At 36.0% G+C, this 15,672-nt stretch carries 12 protein-coding genes and 1 pseudogene; 3 read left to right on the top strand and 10 right to left on the bottom strand.

Annotated features, from left to right (window positions below; genetic code table 11):
• Positions 1-92: 92 nt before the first annotated feature.
• The 4 genes from pepF to spxA all read right to left on the bottom strand — a co-directional run bounded on the left by pepF (position 93) and on the right by spxA (position 4,628).
• Positions 93-1,904, bottom strand: a complete 1,812-nt coding sequence (gene pepF / locus IGL80_RS03630) for an oligoendopeptidase F (RefSeq protein WP_002356480.1) — start codon at positions 1,902-1,904, stop codon at positions 93-95.
• Between the two features lie 47 nt (positions 1,905-1,951).
• Positions 1,952-3,136: a competence protein CoiA gene (locus IGL80_RS03625; protein ID WP_002359560.1), complete on the bottom strand. Its 1,185-nt coding sequence runs from the start codon at positions 3,134-3,136 to the stop codon at positions 1,952-1,954.
• 88 nt (positions 3,137-3,224) lie between these two features.
• A complete protein-coding gene (locus IGL80_RS03620) occupies positions 3,225-3,887 on the bottom strand; it encodes an adaptor protein MecA (protein WP_002356478.1) in 663 nt (220 codons plus the stop codon).
• 342 nt (positions 3,888-4,229) lie between these two features.
• Positions 4,230-4,628, bottom strand: coding sequence for a transcriptional regulator SpxA (gene spxA / locus IGL80_RS03615; RefSeq protein ID WP_002356477.1), 399 nt, complete (start codon positions 4,626-4,628; stop codon positions 4,230-4,232).
• 359 nt (positions 4,629-4,987) lie between these two features.
• Here spxA and trpS point away from each other — a divergent pair, with 359 nt between their 5' ends.
• A complete protein-coding gene (trpS, locus tag IGL80_RS03610; RefSeq protein ID WP_002359559.1) occupies positions 4,988-5,998 on the top strand; it encodes a tryptophan--tRNA ligase in 1,011 nt (336 codons plus the stop codon).
• 42 nt (positions 5,999-6,040) lie between these two features.
• On the opposite strand, the gene IGL80_RS03605 is transcribed toward trpS, so the two are convergent.
• Positions 6,041-7,756: an ABC transporter ATP-binding protein gene (locus IGL80_RS03605; protein ID WP_010784316.1), complete on the bottom strand. Its 1,716-nt coding sequence runs from the start codon at positions 7,754-7,756 to the stop codon at positions 6,041-6,043.
• A 327-nt stretch (positions 7,757-8,083) separates the two neighbouring features.
• On the opposite strand from IGL80_RS03605, the gene IGL80_RS03600 reads away from it, so the two are divergent.
• Together IGL80_RS03600 and IGL80_RS03595 are read left to right on the top strand one after the other, a co-directional pair.
• Positions 8,084-8,797, top strand: coding sequence for an HAD family hydrolase (locus tag IGL80_RS03600; protein ID WP_002356474.1), 714 nt, complete (start codon positions 8,084-8,086; stop codon positions 8,795-8,797).
• Between the two features lie 69 nt (positions 8,798-8,866).
• A pseudogene (locus tag IGL80_RS03595) lies at positions 8,867-10,269 on the top strand (IS3 family transposase).
• Positions 10,270-10,349: 80 nt separating this feature from the next.
• Here the strand turns inward: IGL80_RS03595 and elrE are convergent.
• The 5 genes from elrE to elrA form a co-directional block, all read right to left on the bottom strand.
• Positions 10,350-11,375 carry a transmembrane protein ElrE gene (gene elrE, locus IGL80_RS03590; RefSeq protein WP_002359482.1) on the bottom strand — a complete coding sequence of 342 codons (1,026 nt, stop codon included), beginning with the start codon at positions 11,373-11,375 and terminating at the stop codon, positions 10,350-10,352.
• A gap of 74 nt (positions 11,376-11,449) precedes the next feature.
• On the bottom strand, positions 11,450-12,226 hold the full coding sequence (gene elrD / locus IGL80_RS03585; RefSeq protein WP_002362542.1) for a WxL domain-containing protein ElrD: 777 nt from the start codon (positions 12,224-12,226) through the stop codon (positions 11,450-11,452).
• 39 nt (positions 12,227-12,265) lie between these two features.
• The gene (elrC, locus tag IGL80_RS03580; RefSeq protein ID WP_002362540.1) at positions 12,266-13,048 is read right to left on the bottom strand and encodes a WxL domain-containing protein ElrC; all 783 of its coding nucleotides are present in this window, start codon (positions 13,046-13,048) and stop codon (positions 12,266-12,268) included.
• Position 13,049: 1 nt separating this feature from the next.
• Positions 13,050-13,418 carry an LPXTG anchor domain-containing protein ElrB gene (gene elrB / locus IGL80_RS03575; RefSeq protein ID WP_002356469.1) on the bottom strand — a complete coding sequence of 123 codons (369 nt, stop codon included), beginning with the start codon at positions 13,416-13,418 and terminating at the stop codon, positions 13,050-13,052.
• Positions 13,419-13,421: 3 nt separating this feature from the next.
• A complete protein-coding gene (gene elrA, locus IGL80_RS03570) occupies positions 13,422-15,593 on the bottom strand; it encodes an enterococcal leucine-rich protein ElrA (RefSeq protein WP_002404430.1) in 2,172 nt (723 codons plus the stop codon).
• Between the last annotated feature and the right edge of the window lie 79 nt (positions 15,594-15,672).

Here is a 15,672-nt window from a genome sequence, read left to right as displayed (position 1 = left end):
TAATTATATAACTAAACCTGGTTTTACACAGATATATTTACTATTCTGTATAAAACCAGGTTTATATTTTATGTTTACTAAGAAGTTACGACTTATAATTTTTCAACCAAAGCTTCTAATTCCGTTAAACGTTCTTCAAAAACTTTCATTGCATCTTCGATATACGCGGCTTGTGTCATATCCACGCCCGCTTTTTTCATCACTTCAATTGGGAAGTCACTACTTCCTGCTTTCAAGTAGTTAAGGTAGTTCTCTAAAGCTCCCTCTTCTCCAGCTAAAATATGTTTAGACAATGCCGAAGCAGCTGAGAAGCCAGTTGCATATTGATAAACATAGTAATTGTAATAAAAATGTGGAATTCTCGCCCATTCGTAACTGATTTCTTCGTCTCTAACTACTTCTGGTCCATAATATTTAGCATTGAGCTCGCCATAATACTCACTCAAATATTCACTTGTTAATGGCGTGCCTTTAGCATCTTCCGTGTGAATAAAATGTTCAAATTCCGCAAATTGCGTTTGACGGAAAATGGTTCCCTTAAAGCCGTCTAAATAGTGATTTAAGACATACGCACGTACTTTAGGATCTGTTTCTGTTTGTAATAAATATTCTGTTAAAATATTTTCATTTGTGGTTGAAGCAATCTCAGCTAAGAAAATTGAATAGTCGCCATAAACATACGGCTGATTATTTCTTGTATAGTAACTATGAACACTATGGCCCATCTCATGGACTAATGTAAATAGTTGATCCAAACTATCATGCCAATTCATTAAAATGTATGGGGCTGTGTCATAAGCTCCTGAAGAATATGCGCCACTTCGTTTTCCTTGATTTTCAATCACATCAATCCAGCGACTTGAAAAAGCTTCTTTAACAATAGATAAATAGTCTTCACCTAGTGGTTTTAAAGCCTCAATTGCTTTTTCTTTTGCTTCTTCATAGCTGTAACGAATTGGTGCTTCACCTAGCAAAGGCGCATACAAGTCGTACATGTGTAATTCTTCTACGTTTAATAATTTTTTTCTTAATTTTACATAACGATGTAGCAAAGGTAAATGTTTATTTACTACAGCTACTAATGTTTCGTGAACACTTTCAGGGATATGATTACTTGCTAAAGAGGCTGCTCGAGCAGAATCATAATTTCTAATTTTTGCTTTATAATTATGTGTTTTAACATGTGCACCTAAAGTTGAGGCTAATGTATTTCTAAATTGTTTGTATACTTTGTACAACCCTTTAAATGCTGCTTCACGAACAGATGGATCGACACTTTCCATTAACTGACCATAAACGCCATGAGAAAGTTGAATCGTTTCGCCTTCAGCATTTTGCACAGTTGGAAATTCTAAGTCTGCATTATTTAAAATTGAAAATGTATTACTTGAGGCACCAAAAATTTCACTAGCCCCCGCCAGTAAAGCTTCTTGTTCCATCGATAAAACATGGGGACGTTCATCTAAAATATTTTGAATATAGTGACGATAAACAGCTAATTTGGGCTGCTCTTCAAAATATCCCCAGATTTGTTCATCACTTAATGTTAAAACCTCTGGGTCAAACCAAGAAACAGCTTCACTAACTTGTGCATATAAAGAACTAGCTCTGGCATATAAAGCTTGGTAAGCTGTATTTGTAGTGTCTTGATCATTTTTTAAATGAGAATAGACATATAATGTTTCCACTTTTCGATAGACATCTAAAACGTATTCTAACGCAGCTAGAAAAGCTTCTGCACCATTCCCTAAGGTTCCTTTAAATGATTCTGCTTGATTTAGCTCTTCTGTCAACTGATTATACGCAACATCAAAAGCAGCATCATCTTTAAAAATTTTGGTTAAATCCCAAGTTAATGGAGTTGGAACTTCATCACGTGTTGGTAATTGTTTAATTTCGCTCATAGTTTACTCTCCTTCAAGAAACGTTTTACTCATTATACTATCATAATTTAACACGTGTGACTAAAAAAATGTTGTTTTTTCACTTTTTTTAGCCAATGAATGAGCTTTTCAGGATCTTCTCTTAGGAAAATACTAGTTATTAGGTACTTATTGTTTACTTTAATTAACACATAACATTCTTGTAACCATCTCAATAAGTTATTTCCCACAATTTTAAAAAGCTTTTTTAAGCCAATATTCGGCAGTGGCTGCCAAACAAAGTTCCCTTCTTCCAAAAAAATAGCTTCCAAGATACGCCATAGTTCCTGTTTGGTCACTAAACGCTCTTCTTCGGTTTTTAGTGCTTCCCAAACAAGCATTTTTAAATGAATATCTTCTTCAGAAGAAGGTATTAGCTTCAATCCAGGATAGTAAAACCAAGGAGGTAACTGGAGAAGGTGACAACCTTTCGTGTATAAAAAGCTTTGTATTCTAAGCAACTGAGCATTTCTGTAACCAAGTTGTTGCGTCAATTTTTGATAATAATCATGCATCAATTGGCCAGTGTGCCGTCTATCTGGCAGTAAATTTAAATTAGCGGTCGGTAGTCGGAAGATTTCTAGTAATTTTTTTTCGTAAAAATCCCATGATTGTTTTCTTCTATAAAATTGTTGACATTGACTCTCTTCAATATGACAAAGTAACTCTATTCGTTCTTGTTTCTTATTGGCCGACCATAAATAAAATCCCAAGGACTCCGAAAAGTAAAGAAATTGTTTCGTTAATTGCGTGAGCTTGTCTTTAGGCACTAATCGTTCACCTAAAATCCAAACAACTTGATAGCCATGAGTTTGATAAGTCTCCGTCCGTTCCACCAAACGTTTAATTGGCAATGGACTACATTGAATTTCAATGGCTATCTTCCCAATGAGTAAATCTGGGCGTTGCTTCAAGGTGGGTAAGTATGCCTCAACTTGAAAGGACAGCTTTTCGCGTAAACACTTTTCCGCAAAAAGCTGCTTCAAGCGGAGGTGTTCTTCTGTTTCAGTTTCAGCTTCTGCTTCGTACCAACAACTATTCTTTTTACGATGAGCAAAATGGGGTATTTTAATGGGGCCTGCCTTCAAAATGACCGATTGATGACACATTGGACACACAAAAGCTTGTTCGCTTCGTATCTGTGTTAATTCATCAATCGAGCAATCGATTAAAGAAAATAATTCTTGGTTGTCTGCCGTTAAAGCTGTTAACATGATTTTCACCTCTCATAAATAAACTACGCAAAGTTTCTTAATTTTCATCAAAAAAAAAGCAAAAACTCGAAAGTTTTTGCTTTTTTGCTTAATCATTAAAGTAATAACGTGTTAATTCCAATGCACTGCGTTCCATAATACAAGTGCCATATTCGACTAAAGTATCCTGAGTGACAGTTGTTTTATGAGCAAATTCTAAAATCTGTGCAATTTCATTGTCAACATTTGTTTTTTCTAATTCATCGGTTAAGAACAAAACTTGTAAGTAATAACGATCGTTGTACGTGTATAAGTTAGTCAAAACAGATTGCATGAAGACTTCTTTGGATAATTGGATCATCGCTTCAAAATTATCTAATTCAAAGATTACATTTCTGTTTGTTTCATCTGTGGCTTCCATCTCATCAAGTTCATCGGCGGCTGCTTTGTCTGCTTCAATTTGTTTGCGAATTAATTCGCTAACATCTGCATTGACTTCGCTCAGACCTTCTAAGGAAGACAAGTCGTCCATAGCGACATTTTTACTAATAAACAGTTCTAAACCATCATTTTTAGGCAAGACTTGGAAAGTGACTGCTTCACTACCTTGGAATTCATCTTCGACATCAACTTCTTCTAAAATACTATAAAAGAAATTTTCAACATCTTTGTGGTTTCCTAGTAAGTCAAGAAAAGTAATCCCTCTATCCGCCAGGTCTTCGTTGCCAATTAACACACGAATCGTATTTTCATTAATATGTTCCATTTCCATAGCGCTACACCTCTCTTTGCTTCAATCAGGAAACTTCTTACGTTCATTGTAGCGAAAACTACACAAAAGTAAAGTGGAAAGTCTATAAATCCTCGAAAACTAGCGAACGTTTTATAAACTTTGAACTTTTTTAACGATTGGTTTTTCGCTCCTTCTACCTCTTCATCTTAACGCAGTCTCTCCAAAAAAGATACTATTTTTCCTTGACCACGTTCTGCCAAATCAAATGAATACAAGTTCTAAATATGTATTAAAAAGCCAGAGATAAAAATCTCTGGCCCTAAATTCATATGAATCGTTCTTTATTACAATTAACAAATAAAGAACAAAATTTTATATTTTTTATAAACCTGCCATTAATTGTGCTTGGCGCAATTCCAGTTGTCGAACATCTCTTGGTAAGAATCGGCGAATTTCATCTTCGTTAAAACCGACTTGTAATCTTTTCTCATCAATCATAATTGGCCGACGCAACAATCCAGGGTTTTCTTGAACCAACTCTAATAAATCTTGAAGTGGAAGCTCGTCCAAATCCATATTTAATTTTTGGAAAACTTTAGAGCGAGTAGAGATAATCTCTTCTGTTCCATCTTCTGTCATGATTAAAATTGCTTTTAATTCCTCAATATTTAAAGGTTCAGAAAAAATATTTCTTTCTTTAAAAGGAATTTCGTGCTCTTGCAACCAGGCTCTAGCCTTACGACATGACGTGCAACTCGGGGAAGTATAAAGTGTCAACATTGTGCATCACTCCTTTTCGCGAATCATCGCGTTTCTGAAACAGGGAACTGTACTGTTCCTCTATTTAAAACCAGTATACCTAATTTCTAATAAAAATACTAGGGGTTTTTAAACATTTTTTATTAACTTTGTTTATTTTTCCTTCATTACATCCGTGTAAAATTAGGGTTAATTTTTATAAAATTTTATGGATATTCGTTATGATTCTGTAAAAAAGTAATACAGTTTTCTATTTTCATGGTTGCTGTTATAATTTACTTCTCTTGGTGACTTTTCAAGAAGTTCCCATGTATTTTTTTCTAATAAAATGTATAATAGAACTATTCACTATCTTAAGTCTAAAGTCAGGTGGTTATTTAATGAAAACAATTTTTTCTGGTATTCAGCCCAGTGGTACTCCGACAATCGGAAATTACATTGGTGCAATGAAACAATTTATCGAATTACAAAATGAATACAATTGTTATTTTTGTATTGTGGATGAACATGCCATTACCGTTCCCCAAGAACCGCAAAAGCTACGCCAGCAAATTCGTAGTTTAGCAGCTCTTTACCTAGCGGTTGGTTTAGACCCACAAAAAGCAACAATTTTCATACAGTCTGAAGTGAGTGCCCATGCAGAAGCTGGTTGGATCATTCAGTGCAATACTTCTATTGGTGAGTTAGAGCGAATGACACAATTTAAAGATAAATCGCAAAAAAATGGTCGTGCTGGCGTAAGCGCTGGTCTTTTAACATACCCTCCATTAATGGTTGGTGATATCGTGTTGTACAACGCTGACTTAGTGCCAGTCGGAGATGATCAAAAACAACACTTAGAATTAACACGTGATTTTGTGGAACGCTTCAACAAACGTTACGCCCAAAAAAATCAAGAAATTTTAACGATGCCTGAAGTAAAAATCGCTGAGCAAGGTAGTCGAATTATGAGCTTACAAGAACCAACGAAAAAGATGAGTAAGTCCGATACAAATGTGAAGGGCTTTATTTCAATGCTTGATGAGCCAGCAGTGATTCGCAAAAAAATCCGCTCTGCTGTAACTGATTCAACTGGTGTAATTGAATATAATAAAGAAGAAAAGCCTGGTATTACTAACTTACTAAATATTTATTCTGCTGCGACAGGTCAAACTGTTGAGGAACTTGTTCAAGCATACGAAGGCAAAGGCTATGGAGACTTCAAAGCAGATTTAGCAGAAGCAGTAGTTGCCTTATTAGAACCTATTCAAGTGCGCTACCAAGAACTTCTAGCTTCAGAAGAATTAGATATGATTTTAGATGAGGGTGCAGAAAACGCTCGCCAGGTAGCCAACAAAACACTTCAACGAATGAAAAATGCTGTTGGTTTGGGAAGAAAAGTTCGGCGCTAACTAAACATAATAAAAACCCGCGAAGTTTTATTCGCGGGTTTTTTATGATCTAAATTGAGCATCGTACAAGCGACGATAGTGACCTCTTTGCGCGTACAAAGTTTCATGTGTTCCATCTTCTAAAATTCCTTGGTCACTCACTACGATTATTCGATCAGCATGTTTAATCGTTGCCAGTCTGTGGGCAATAATTAATGTTGTTCGCCCGTCAGCTAACGAGTTTAATGACTCTTGAATCACTTGCTCTGTTTCTGTATCTAATGCAGAAGTCGCTTCATCTAGAATTAAAATCGGCGGGTTCTTCAAGAACATTCGCGCAATTGCCACTCGCTGCTTTTGACCGCCCGATAATTTCACGCCACGTTCGCCAATAATTGTGTCCAAGCCATCTGGCATTAGCTGAATTACATGTTCTAAATGTGCTAATTTCACCGCTTGTTGAATGTCCATTTCTGTAGCGTTTAAATTCCCATAAGCAATGTTTTCTCGTAATGTTCCAGGGAATAAAAACACATCTTGTTGAACGATTCCAATCTGCTTACGTAATGAAGCCAAGGTCATTTGCTGGACATTTCTACCATCGATCGTAATTTCACCACTACTGACTTCATAAAAACGAGGCAACAGATTACACAAGGTCGTTTTTCCTGAACCACTTTGTCCAACGAAAGCAACGGTTTCGCCAGGTTGAATTTTTAAATTGATATGGTCTAAAACTTTTGTGCCATCTTCATAAGCAAATGAAACATCTTTATAGGTAATCGTTCCTTCTAAATGCGAAACAGCAACAGCTCCTGGCAAATCTTTGATGGACGGTTGTTTGTCCATTTCTTCCGTAAAACGTTTAAAACCAGCAAATCCTTTGGGATAACTTTCAATCATATTGTTGACTTTTTCAATCGGCCGAATAAAAATATTGGCTAATAAAATAAATCCTACAAACTGGCCTTCTGTAATTTCTCCTTTAATTGTATAATACGCACCAAAAATTAATGAAAATAAATTTATCAGACGAATTAATAAGTAATTATAGGCGGAACTGACACCCATCACCTTATAAAAATATAATTTCGATTTTCGATACATTTGATTTAAATAATTAAACTGTTTTCGTTCAAATGGTTCATTTGCAAAAGATTGCGTGACACGTATCCCACTTACTGACGCTTCAATCCCAGCATTAAATTCACCTAAATTATCGTAAATATCCGTATTCGCTTTTGTCATTTTTTTATTAAAATAGCCTAGCGCAATCGTGATAAATGGCAATAAAATAAACGTAGCGATGGCTAATTTCACGTGAATGGTTAACATTAATAGAAAAGAACCTGCTAACGTCATAATCGTAATAAAGACGTCTTCTGGACCATGATGCGCCACTTCCGAAATTTCAAAAAGATCAGTGGTCAAACGGCTCATTAATTTCCCTGTTTTTTGATTATCATAATACTCAAACGGTTGTGTTTGAAGATGTTGATATAATTCTTCACGCATATCTGTTTCAATATTCACGCCTAACATATGACCAAAATAAACCACAATAAATTGTAAAAACGTATTGATTATATAAAATGCAAATAAGCCCGCACTAGCTAATGCAATGAGGCGAAAATCTCCTTTTGGCATAATCTTATCAATTACTTGGTTGACTGCTACTGGAAAAGCCAACTCTAACAGCCCCGCAAAAACGGCACACCCAAAATCCAAAATAAATAATCGACGATAAGGCCGATAATACCCAAAAAAACGCTTTAACATAACTCCCTAACTCTCCCCCTTCATTCTCATTCATTATACGGAAAAAGACTGTCTCTTGCAAAATTCTAACTTCTATCAGAACACGTGTTATTTAAGTAACTTTGACTCAAAATCATTTTCACAAACTTTTCATTATCAGAATATTTTTTCATTTATCGTTTCCATTTTTTCGGTAAAAATAACTATAATTGTCTTTTCCCGCAAGGCTTTGATTTCTGTACAAAACCTTGAAATACAGTGAAAAATACTCTATTTATTTGTGAAAATATCGGCTACAATATAACATATGAAAAGTTTTGTAAAAAAGTTAAGAGGTGCACTTGTTAAATGAGAACCATTGTTTTTGATGTTGATGACACGCTGTACGATCAGCAACAACCCTTTCGAAATGCGATGACTAAAATTTTCCCAAACGTTGCGACAGAGGATATGCATGAATTGTATCTTCGTTTTAGACACCACAGCGATGAAACGTTTCCGAAAGTTTTAGCCAATGAATGGTCCCTAGATTTCATGCGGTTTTTCCGGATGAATGAAACATTAAAGGATCTAAACTATCCAGGAATTTCACAAGAAGAAGGAAAAATTTTCCAACAAGTTTATGAAGAAGAATTGGATAATATTACGATGCATCCAGAAGTTACTAAGCTTCTTGATACTTTACAAGAGAAAGAAATTCCGATGGGGATTATTACAAATGGTCCAACAGACCATCAATTTAAAAAAGTTAAACAATTGAATCTTGAAAAATGGGTTCCAAGCCAAAATATCATTATTTCTCAAAGTACGGGTTTTCAAAAACCTGAAAAGGAAATTTTTGATTTAGCCTGTAATCAATTTTGTATGGAACCTGAACATACTTTATATGTTGGTGATAGTTATGACAATGATATTGTAGGCGCACGTAATGGTGGCTGGCATTCTCTTTGGTTTAACCACCGCTCTCGTGAACTACCAAGTTGCCAACCTGCATCACACCTTGCAGAAGTCACTTGTTTCACTGAACTTTGTCCGACTGTGGAGAAATTATTTAATCTTTAAAAAAAGCCGCTCTTTGAGCCGACCCCCAAAAGTTAGACCTAGAAATCTAACTTTTGGAGGTTTTTTTGTATGGCAAAATACAGTTTTGAATTTAAACTTAAACTTGTTCATGACTACTTATCTGGTCAAGGAGGTCTAAGGTTTCTCGCAAAGAAGTATGGGTTTAAAGATAGTTCTCAAATAAGCAAATGGATAAATGCCTATAAAGAACTTGGTGAAGAAGGCCTACTTCGCAGTCGAAAAAATAAGAATTACTCTGTTCAATTTAAGCTAGATGCGATAGAGTTATATTTAACAACAGAGTTGTCCTATCAAGAAGTAGCTAATCTTCTAAAAATTCGCAATCCATCATTGATTGCGAATTGGCTTAGAACGTATCAGAAGTTTGGTATAGAGGGACTCTCTAAACAGAAAGGACGTCCACCTACCATGTCTAAAAAGAAACGAAATGAACCCCAACCACTACCAAGTGAACGATCTCAAGTAGAGAAACTAGAAAAAGAAAATAGAATGTTAAAAATTGAGAATGCCTATTTAAAAGAATTGAGGAGACTGCGTTTAGAGGACGAACAAAAAATGAACGAATCGCACGAATCATTCACAGTCTCCGAAGACACTTTCGATTAAAAGATATTTTGGAAACCCTAAGGTTTCCAAAATCTACTTACATGTACTGGCAAAAACGCCTCGACAGAACAGCTTCAACACAAATCATTGAAGAAGAAATTCAAGCGATTCGTAAAAAACATCAACATTATGGCTATAGAAGGATAACCCAAGAATTGAAACGACGTGGATTTCAAGTGAATAAAAAGAAAGTCCAGCGATTAATACAAAAGTTAAAGTTACAAGTCAAAGCTTTTACTAAGAAATCCAGAAAATATAATTCCTATAAAGGAATCGTTGGTAAAATCGCTAAAAATTTGATTCGTCGCCGATTTAAAACCTCTGTTCCTCATCAAAAAATTACAACTGATACAACTGAATTTAAGTACTTTGAAGCAGATAACGCAGGCATCTTTCGTCAGAAAAAACTATACTTAGATCCATTTATGGATATGTATAATAGTGAAATTCTAAGCTATAGCCTTTCTACTCAACCAAATGGTAAAACAGTTATGGAAGGTCTGAAAGAAGCAATTTCTCAAACAAATGATTGTCCCTATCGGCGCACCTTTCACTCTGATCAAGGCTGGGCTTATCAAATGAATGTCTATATACAAACATTAAAGGACAACAATATCTTTCAAAGTATGTCTCGAAAAGGAACCTGTTTAGATAATTCTCCTATGGAGAATTTCTTCAGTATCCTAAAACAAGAAGTGTATTATGGAAAAATCTATCAAAGTCAAAATGAATTGATAGAAGCAATTGAGAACTACATTTATTATTACAATCATCACCGAATCAAGGAAAAACTTAACTGGAAAAGCCCAGTAGAATTTCGACAATTCAATCAAAAAACTGCATAAAAATAGAGTGGAAAAATCCACTCTATAAAAAGTCTAACTTTTTGGGGTCGCTAAACTTCAAATTGAAGAACGGCTTTTTTTTATTTATTTTTTTGTTTTTTCAGACGTAAAATGATGAACAGGCAGATTATCAGTAAAAGGATCAATAAACCGATTAAGAGATAAATAAGTTTAGATTCCGTTTTTTTGACGGTTACATCTTTCTCATTAAATGTTTCTGCTTCCTCTTTTGAGATCGTAAATTCTTTCGTAAATTGCCATTTTTTTCCTGAGCCTTCCACAGTCATTGCCAATACATACGTCCCAGCTTCCATTTCATTTTCTTCATAAGGAATAGGGAAATTAAAAATTGAATTGGGCGCCATTTGCATATCTTCTTGTTCTTTCTCTAAAATAACGTTATTTGTTTTCTTATTTTTAACATTTGCCGTTACTTTCATTGATTGAAGATAGGCTGCTTCATGGTTTAACAGTGTTGCAGAAATAACACGGCGCGCATTTCTTTGCGTCGGTTCAACTTTCTCTAAAGACAATTCTGGTTGTACAACTGTTTCATTTTCTCGAAGTAAAACAGCTACTGTATAGGCATAGCGATTTTCAATTGCTAGGCCGTTTGTATTTGCTTTTTGCTTGTCTTTCGTTTCATCGACTTTTTCACTAAACGTGATCCCGCCCGCTAGTTGCCCTGAAAACTCTTCTTTAGGCATCTTCACTCGCAATTCAACTACTTTTTCACTTTTAGCAGGCAATTCAACACTCTCACCGCCGTCTTTCAGTTGAATGATTTCTGATAAATCTGCTGGTGCAGATTTATCTAATGCTGTCAACGACTCACCATATTCAATCACTCCGTTGCTGTTTGTTGTGGCCGACTTCACACTAACATCAATCACTAAATTTTCATCTGTACTATTGGCCGCTCGAACTTTCAAAATTTGTTCTTGGTCTGGTTTCATCATTAAATCAAAATATGTTTTTGTTTTATCTATTTGGTTTTCTGGAATTTCTGTTTCAACACTAAATCGTAATTCTGCTGCTGAGGTTTCAATCCCAAAAGCAAAGAAATAAAAACTTAGGATCATCAGAATAAAATATCTATTTTTCATTTCGCTCTACACTCCATTTCTATGTAAAGGAGAAAGGCTGAGTTCCCCTCTTCCTTTCTCCAAAAAGGTTCTTTTTATACTGGCGTATTAGCTAATGTCCAAGTAATTGTTGTTTTGTAGGCATCGTTTAATTTAACTGATTTACCTGGCACTTTTAATTGAACATCTTTCATTACTTGACGGCCGTCAACTTCAGCAATTGAACTAGCATTGCCGTATAAGTATGACCATTTCCCAGCACCTTGATCTGTTGCGGCTACCATCACGTTATGACTTTCACCAACTGTACCAAAAGTTACGCTCGCTAAACTTGTTGGTGCAGCGCTTTGTCCTGCTGTCACAGCTGAAGCATTTTGAAAGACAATTTCAGTTCCTTCAAGCGTCTGACCTTTTGTAGCAGAAGTAAATGCAGAATTTTGTTTTGCAGATAAAGTCCAGCCTTCTAAAGTTCCACGATTATCTGTAATTTGAGCAAATAATGGACCCGTTTTTTCAACATTATTTTTATCTTTTAAAACTTGTGCTGATGCAAAATAGATTTCATCTTTTGTGCTGATGATATTTTCACCAAAGTTTAAACTTGAAGCATAGTCCAAGGTTAAGGGGCCTGTAGAACCTTCATCAACTGGTTTGTCAGGATTTACTGGGTCGATAGGTGTCACAGGATCTTTGCCGTCTTTGTCTTCTGGATCCACTACAGGATTTTTGCTGTTAGGATCTTTTTCATCTGGTGCTTTAAATTTTACAATAGCATCTGTGTCGCGATTAGCCACTTCCTCTGCTTGAACTGGTAGTGTGCCTACCGCGATGGTTGCTAAAATTAAGCTGCTTGCGATGGTCATTTTTTTCATGTTAGTGCTCCTTCTCTTCTATTGTTATAGTTTCAATAATTATACGCTTGGTAAATCAGCGATTGTCCATGTTAAAACAGTTTTGTATTGAACAGCATCTTTTGGTGTTGCTCCTGGTACAGTTAATGTGATCGCTGTATTTTTATCTACGCTTTCACCGTCAACTTCCACTTTTTCAATCCCACCGAACGCACTAAGCCAAGTTCCAGAACCTTGACCTTCAGCGGCAGACATCACATTTGATGAATCGCCAGCTACTAAAGTTACTTCATGCGCAGTTGGTGTGACTGCTTTGGAATTAGACACTGCTTTGTTTTGACTTAATTTAATTTCTGAACCGTCTAAAACTTTATTTAATGTTTCTTTTGTCGCTGTTAATTGTGTTTCTTGTTTAACTGTTAAGGCCCAACCGGCATTCGTTCCGCGTTTGTCGGAAATTTGTACATAATTTGGTTTAGGATTAGTCAAATCAGGACCAGAACCGTCTGCCAAGAAAAAGTATTGTGGATTTGCATAATATTTTTCATCTTTATTTGAAATTTTATTTTTGCCAAAGTCTAAACTAGAAGCATAATCGATACTTAGTGGACCAGTTGTTCCTTCATTTGGCTTATTGCCTGTGTCTGGTGTCGTTGGGTCAAAGGGTTCAACAGGTTTTTCGGTATCTGGATTCACTGGATCGACTGGTTTGTTGATAGAGGTATCCGGCGTAAATTCTACGATGGCATTTGATTCATAGTTTTTTTCTTCTGCATTCACTTCTGGTGCAATAGCCACGCCTAAAGTGATAGCGGGGATTGTTGATAAGATAATTTTTTTCATTTTATTGTTCCTTCTTTCTTTTTTTTAAAATAAAACTAGCCATAAAGATGACTATTATTCCGAGATAATTAAACATTTGTTGCTGTTTAGTACCAGTTCGAGGTAAGAAGCCTGAGCCTTTTTGATCAACCGTTTTACTTGTTGAATGCTTCAATGATTCTCCACTCACTGCTGGTATTGCTTCCGACTGCTTGGGGAAACGCTGTGGTATCTTACCATCTGGTTTTTCTTTGTTGGCTGGTGGTTCATACTCGCCATAAAAAGAAACTTCTGCATTTGTCGGATAGGCATTTGTTTCAGCAAATACATCAACTGATGAAATCAATCCTAATAGCAATACACCGCTAACTATTTTTTTGATAAGACTCACCCCCTATTTTGCACTGCCATCAGGTACGTCCATCAAGTGCCAAGTTAGTTTTGCTTCGTATTCTTCTGCTTTGGCCATCCCTCCAGGAACAGATAATAACAACTCTTGGTCATTTTCTTTCCATTGATCAGAAATATTTGTTTCTTGATGTCCATTGACTTGGTTGTGAACAAGAATCGATTGGCCTTCTGGAATGTCCTGTAAGCGATGGTTGGTTCTAAATTTTAAAATATTCGGCAACGTAGCACCTGATTCAGATTTGAAATCAGAAGTAACGGTTAGTGCAAGCGACCAATTATTCCCTGTTTGACGAGTATCCCGTATCACTAATGGTTGATCCATGGAAACAATTGGATATTGGGTCGTGCTACTAGCGATTTGCAGCTCATTCCCAAAGGAAATCGCTGTGGGTACCGTTTTGAACCTGACAGAGCCAACCACAGTGACTGTTAGCGCTAATTCGTCAATCTTGTAGCCTTTATCATAGACTTCCACGACCAACTGCTGTTTTCCATAAGTTAGTTCTGGTAATAACAAGGCTTTTTCCTTAAATGTTTTAGAATTAGTGGTTGTTTCATCTGCTAATTTCTGGATTTCTTGACCCTCTTTTTTGACAATAAATTGTAATCTATTCCCAGCATCGACATCTTGCCAATAAAAAGGCAGGGCTGTTTTTTGAAAGTCATCAATATCGATTGTTTTTTCCATCGACTTTTCTATACGCTCTTTTGACCAAGATAGTTTCGTTTCACTTAAGAAAACTTCTTTGACAGGTTGGACGACTGTTCCAGAAAAGTTCCCTAAGTATGCTTTATCTGTTGATTCCCAGATATAAGAAACGCCTTCATGAGCTTTGGGTAAATTCCATTCAAACAGTCCTTTTGTGGCATCGTAACTTCCATAAGGGCTAATCGTCAGCGGTGGAAATAGTTGACCATCACGAGATACCACCTTATTTTTTAATTGCAGTGGTTTCCCAGCAATATAATCGACAGAAGATAAGATAATCATTTGATTAGATACATCTAGCCCTGTAATGGCCGTTAAGCCTTTTAACGGACTGATATCTGAAATTTGATTTTCTCCCACATCTAAAACTGTTAGATTGAGTGTTTTCTCTAACGGTGCCAAGGAAGAAATTTGATTGTTTCTTGCATACAGTACACGCAGATTAGGAACAGTGCTTAAAGCTTCCAGACTAGCAATCGTTTGATTCATAATACTCAACTCTTCTAGACGTTGTTTATTCGCCAAGGGCGCAATTGTTTTTAATTGATTATTTTCCACATAAAGACGGAGTAGGTTATTTGCTTCCGTAAGCCCATCTAAAGTAGCAATCTGATTATTGGCAGCCCAAATGGTTTCTAAATTACGAAGAGAACGAAGCGGGTCGAAGGAAGTCACTCGATTATTCGGCGTGATTTTTGACGGATGATCTGTCGTATTTTGGATACTTAAATTTTTTAAAGCAGGCATTCCTTCAAGTCCATTTAATGTAGTTAATTGATTGTTCTCAACATACAAGCCTTCTAAACTAATTAATCCTGCTTGACCTAACGGACTAAGATCAGCTATTTTATTGTTTCTCATATATAAAAAACGTAATAGCTTAAATTCACCTTTAGCAAAAGGACTCAAATCTGTTACATTGAGCGAATCTTGAAAAGATAATTCTTCTAAGTTTCTTAGGTATTGAACTCCTTCCACATTAGAAACAACGACATTTTCTAAAATAACTTTATTCAGTTTATCCAATTCTGCTTGGGTGACAGTATTAGAGGTCCGAGATTTGCTTAACTGTTTTCTGATATTTTCCGCAAAGGCTGGATCAGGAAATAGTGTACTGATAGGCGTCGCTTTATCTAAGACAGCACCTGCGTATAATTGGGGCATCATCAGTTGTGCTTCCGTTATCGCTAGTGCTTCATTTGGCGGCTCTTCACTTGTTTCAACAGTCGTTAACTCTTCTGATTGGGGAATCTCCGAACTACTGGTTGCTGAATTTTGCTCTTCTGCCGATGAAGTTTCTGGAATCTTTTCTTCTGAAACAGATGAAACATTTTCTTCACTGGAGGATGCGATTGTTTCGGTCGTTTCGGCGAAAGTTGTTACAGGAAGTAGCAAACTATTACCCAAAAGTAAGGCACTAACTGCGGAGATGCACATTTTTTTCATAAACTTCACCTCCTGATATTTTCTTAATTATAGTGAATATCAACTGAAAATGGGTTCAATTACGACAAACTGTCCAAAT

This window comes from Enterococcus sp. DIV2467a (assembly GCF_050532945.1).
GTDB classification, from domain to species: Bacteria; Bacillota; Bacilli; order Lactobacillales; family Enterococcaceae; genus Enterococcus; species Enterococcus faecalis.
This window is presented reverse-complemented; position numbering and strand designations above follow the sequence as displayed.

Excerpts from the sequence above, each read along its gene's own strand:
- elrC (WP_002362540.1), bottom strand. The coding sequence starts at position 13,048 with ATGAAAAAAATTATCTTATCAACAATCCCCGCTATCACTTTAGGCGTG.
- elrA (WP_002404430.1), bottom strand. The coding sequence starts at position 15,593 with ATGAAAAAAATGTGCATCTCCGCAGTTAGTGCCTTACTTTTGGGTAAT.
- trpS (WP_002359559.1), top strand. The coding sequence starts at position 4,988 with ATGAAAACAATTTTTTCTGGTATTCAGCCCAGTGGTACTCCGACAATC.
- IGL80_RS03625 (WP_002359560.1), bottom strand. The coding sequence starts at position 3,136 with ATGTTAACAGCTTTAACGGCAGACAACCAAGAATTATTTTCTTTAATC.
- IGL80_RS03620 (WP_002356478.1), bottom strand. The coding sequence starts at position 3,887 with ATGGAAATGGAACATATTAATGAAAATACGATTCGTGTGTTAATTGGC.
- elrE (WP_002359482.1), bottom strand. The coding sequence starts at position 11,375 with ATGAAAAATAGATATTTTATTCTGATGATCCTAAGTTTTTATTTCTTT.
- pepF (WP_002356480.1), bottom strand. The coding sequence starts at position 1,904 with ATGAGCGAAATTAAACAATTACCAACACGTGATGAAGTTCCAACTCCA.
- spxA (WP_002356477.1), bottom strand. The coding sequence starts at position 4,628 with ATGTTGACACTTTATACTTCCCCGAGTTGCACGTCATGTCGTAAGGCT.
- IGL80_RS03600 (WP_002356474.1), top strand. The coding sequence starts at position 8,084 with ATGAGAACCATTGTTTTTGATGTTGATGACACGCTGTACGATCAGCAA.
- elrD (WP_002362542.1), bottom strand. The coding sequence starts at position 12,226 with ATGAAAAAAATGACCATCGCAAGCAGCTTAATTTTAGCAACCATCGCG.
- IGL80_RS03605 (WP_010784316.1), bottom strand. The coding sequence starts at position 7,756 with ATGTTAAAGCGTTTTTTTGGGTATTATCGGCCTTATCGTCGATTATTT.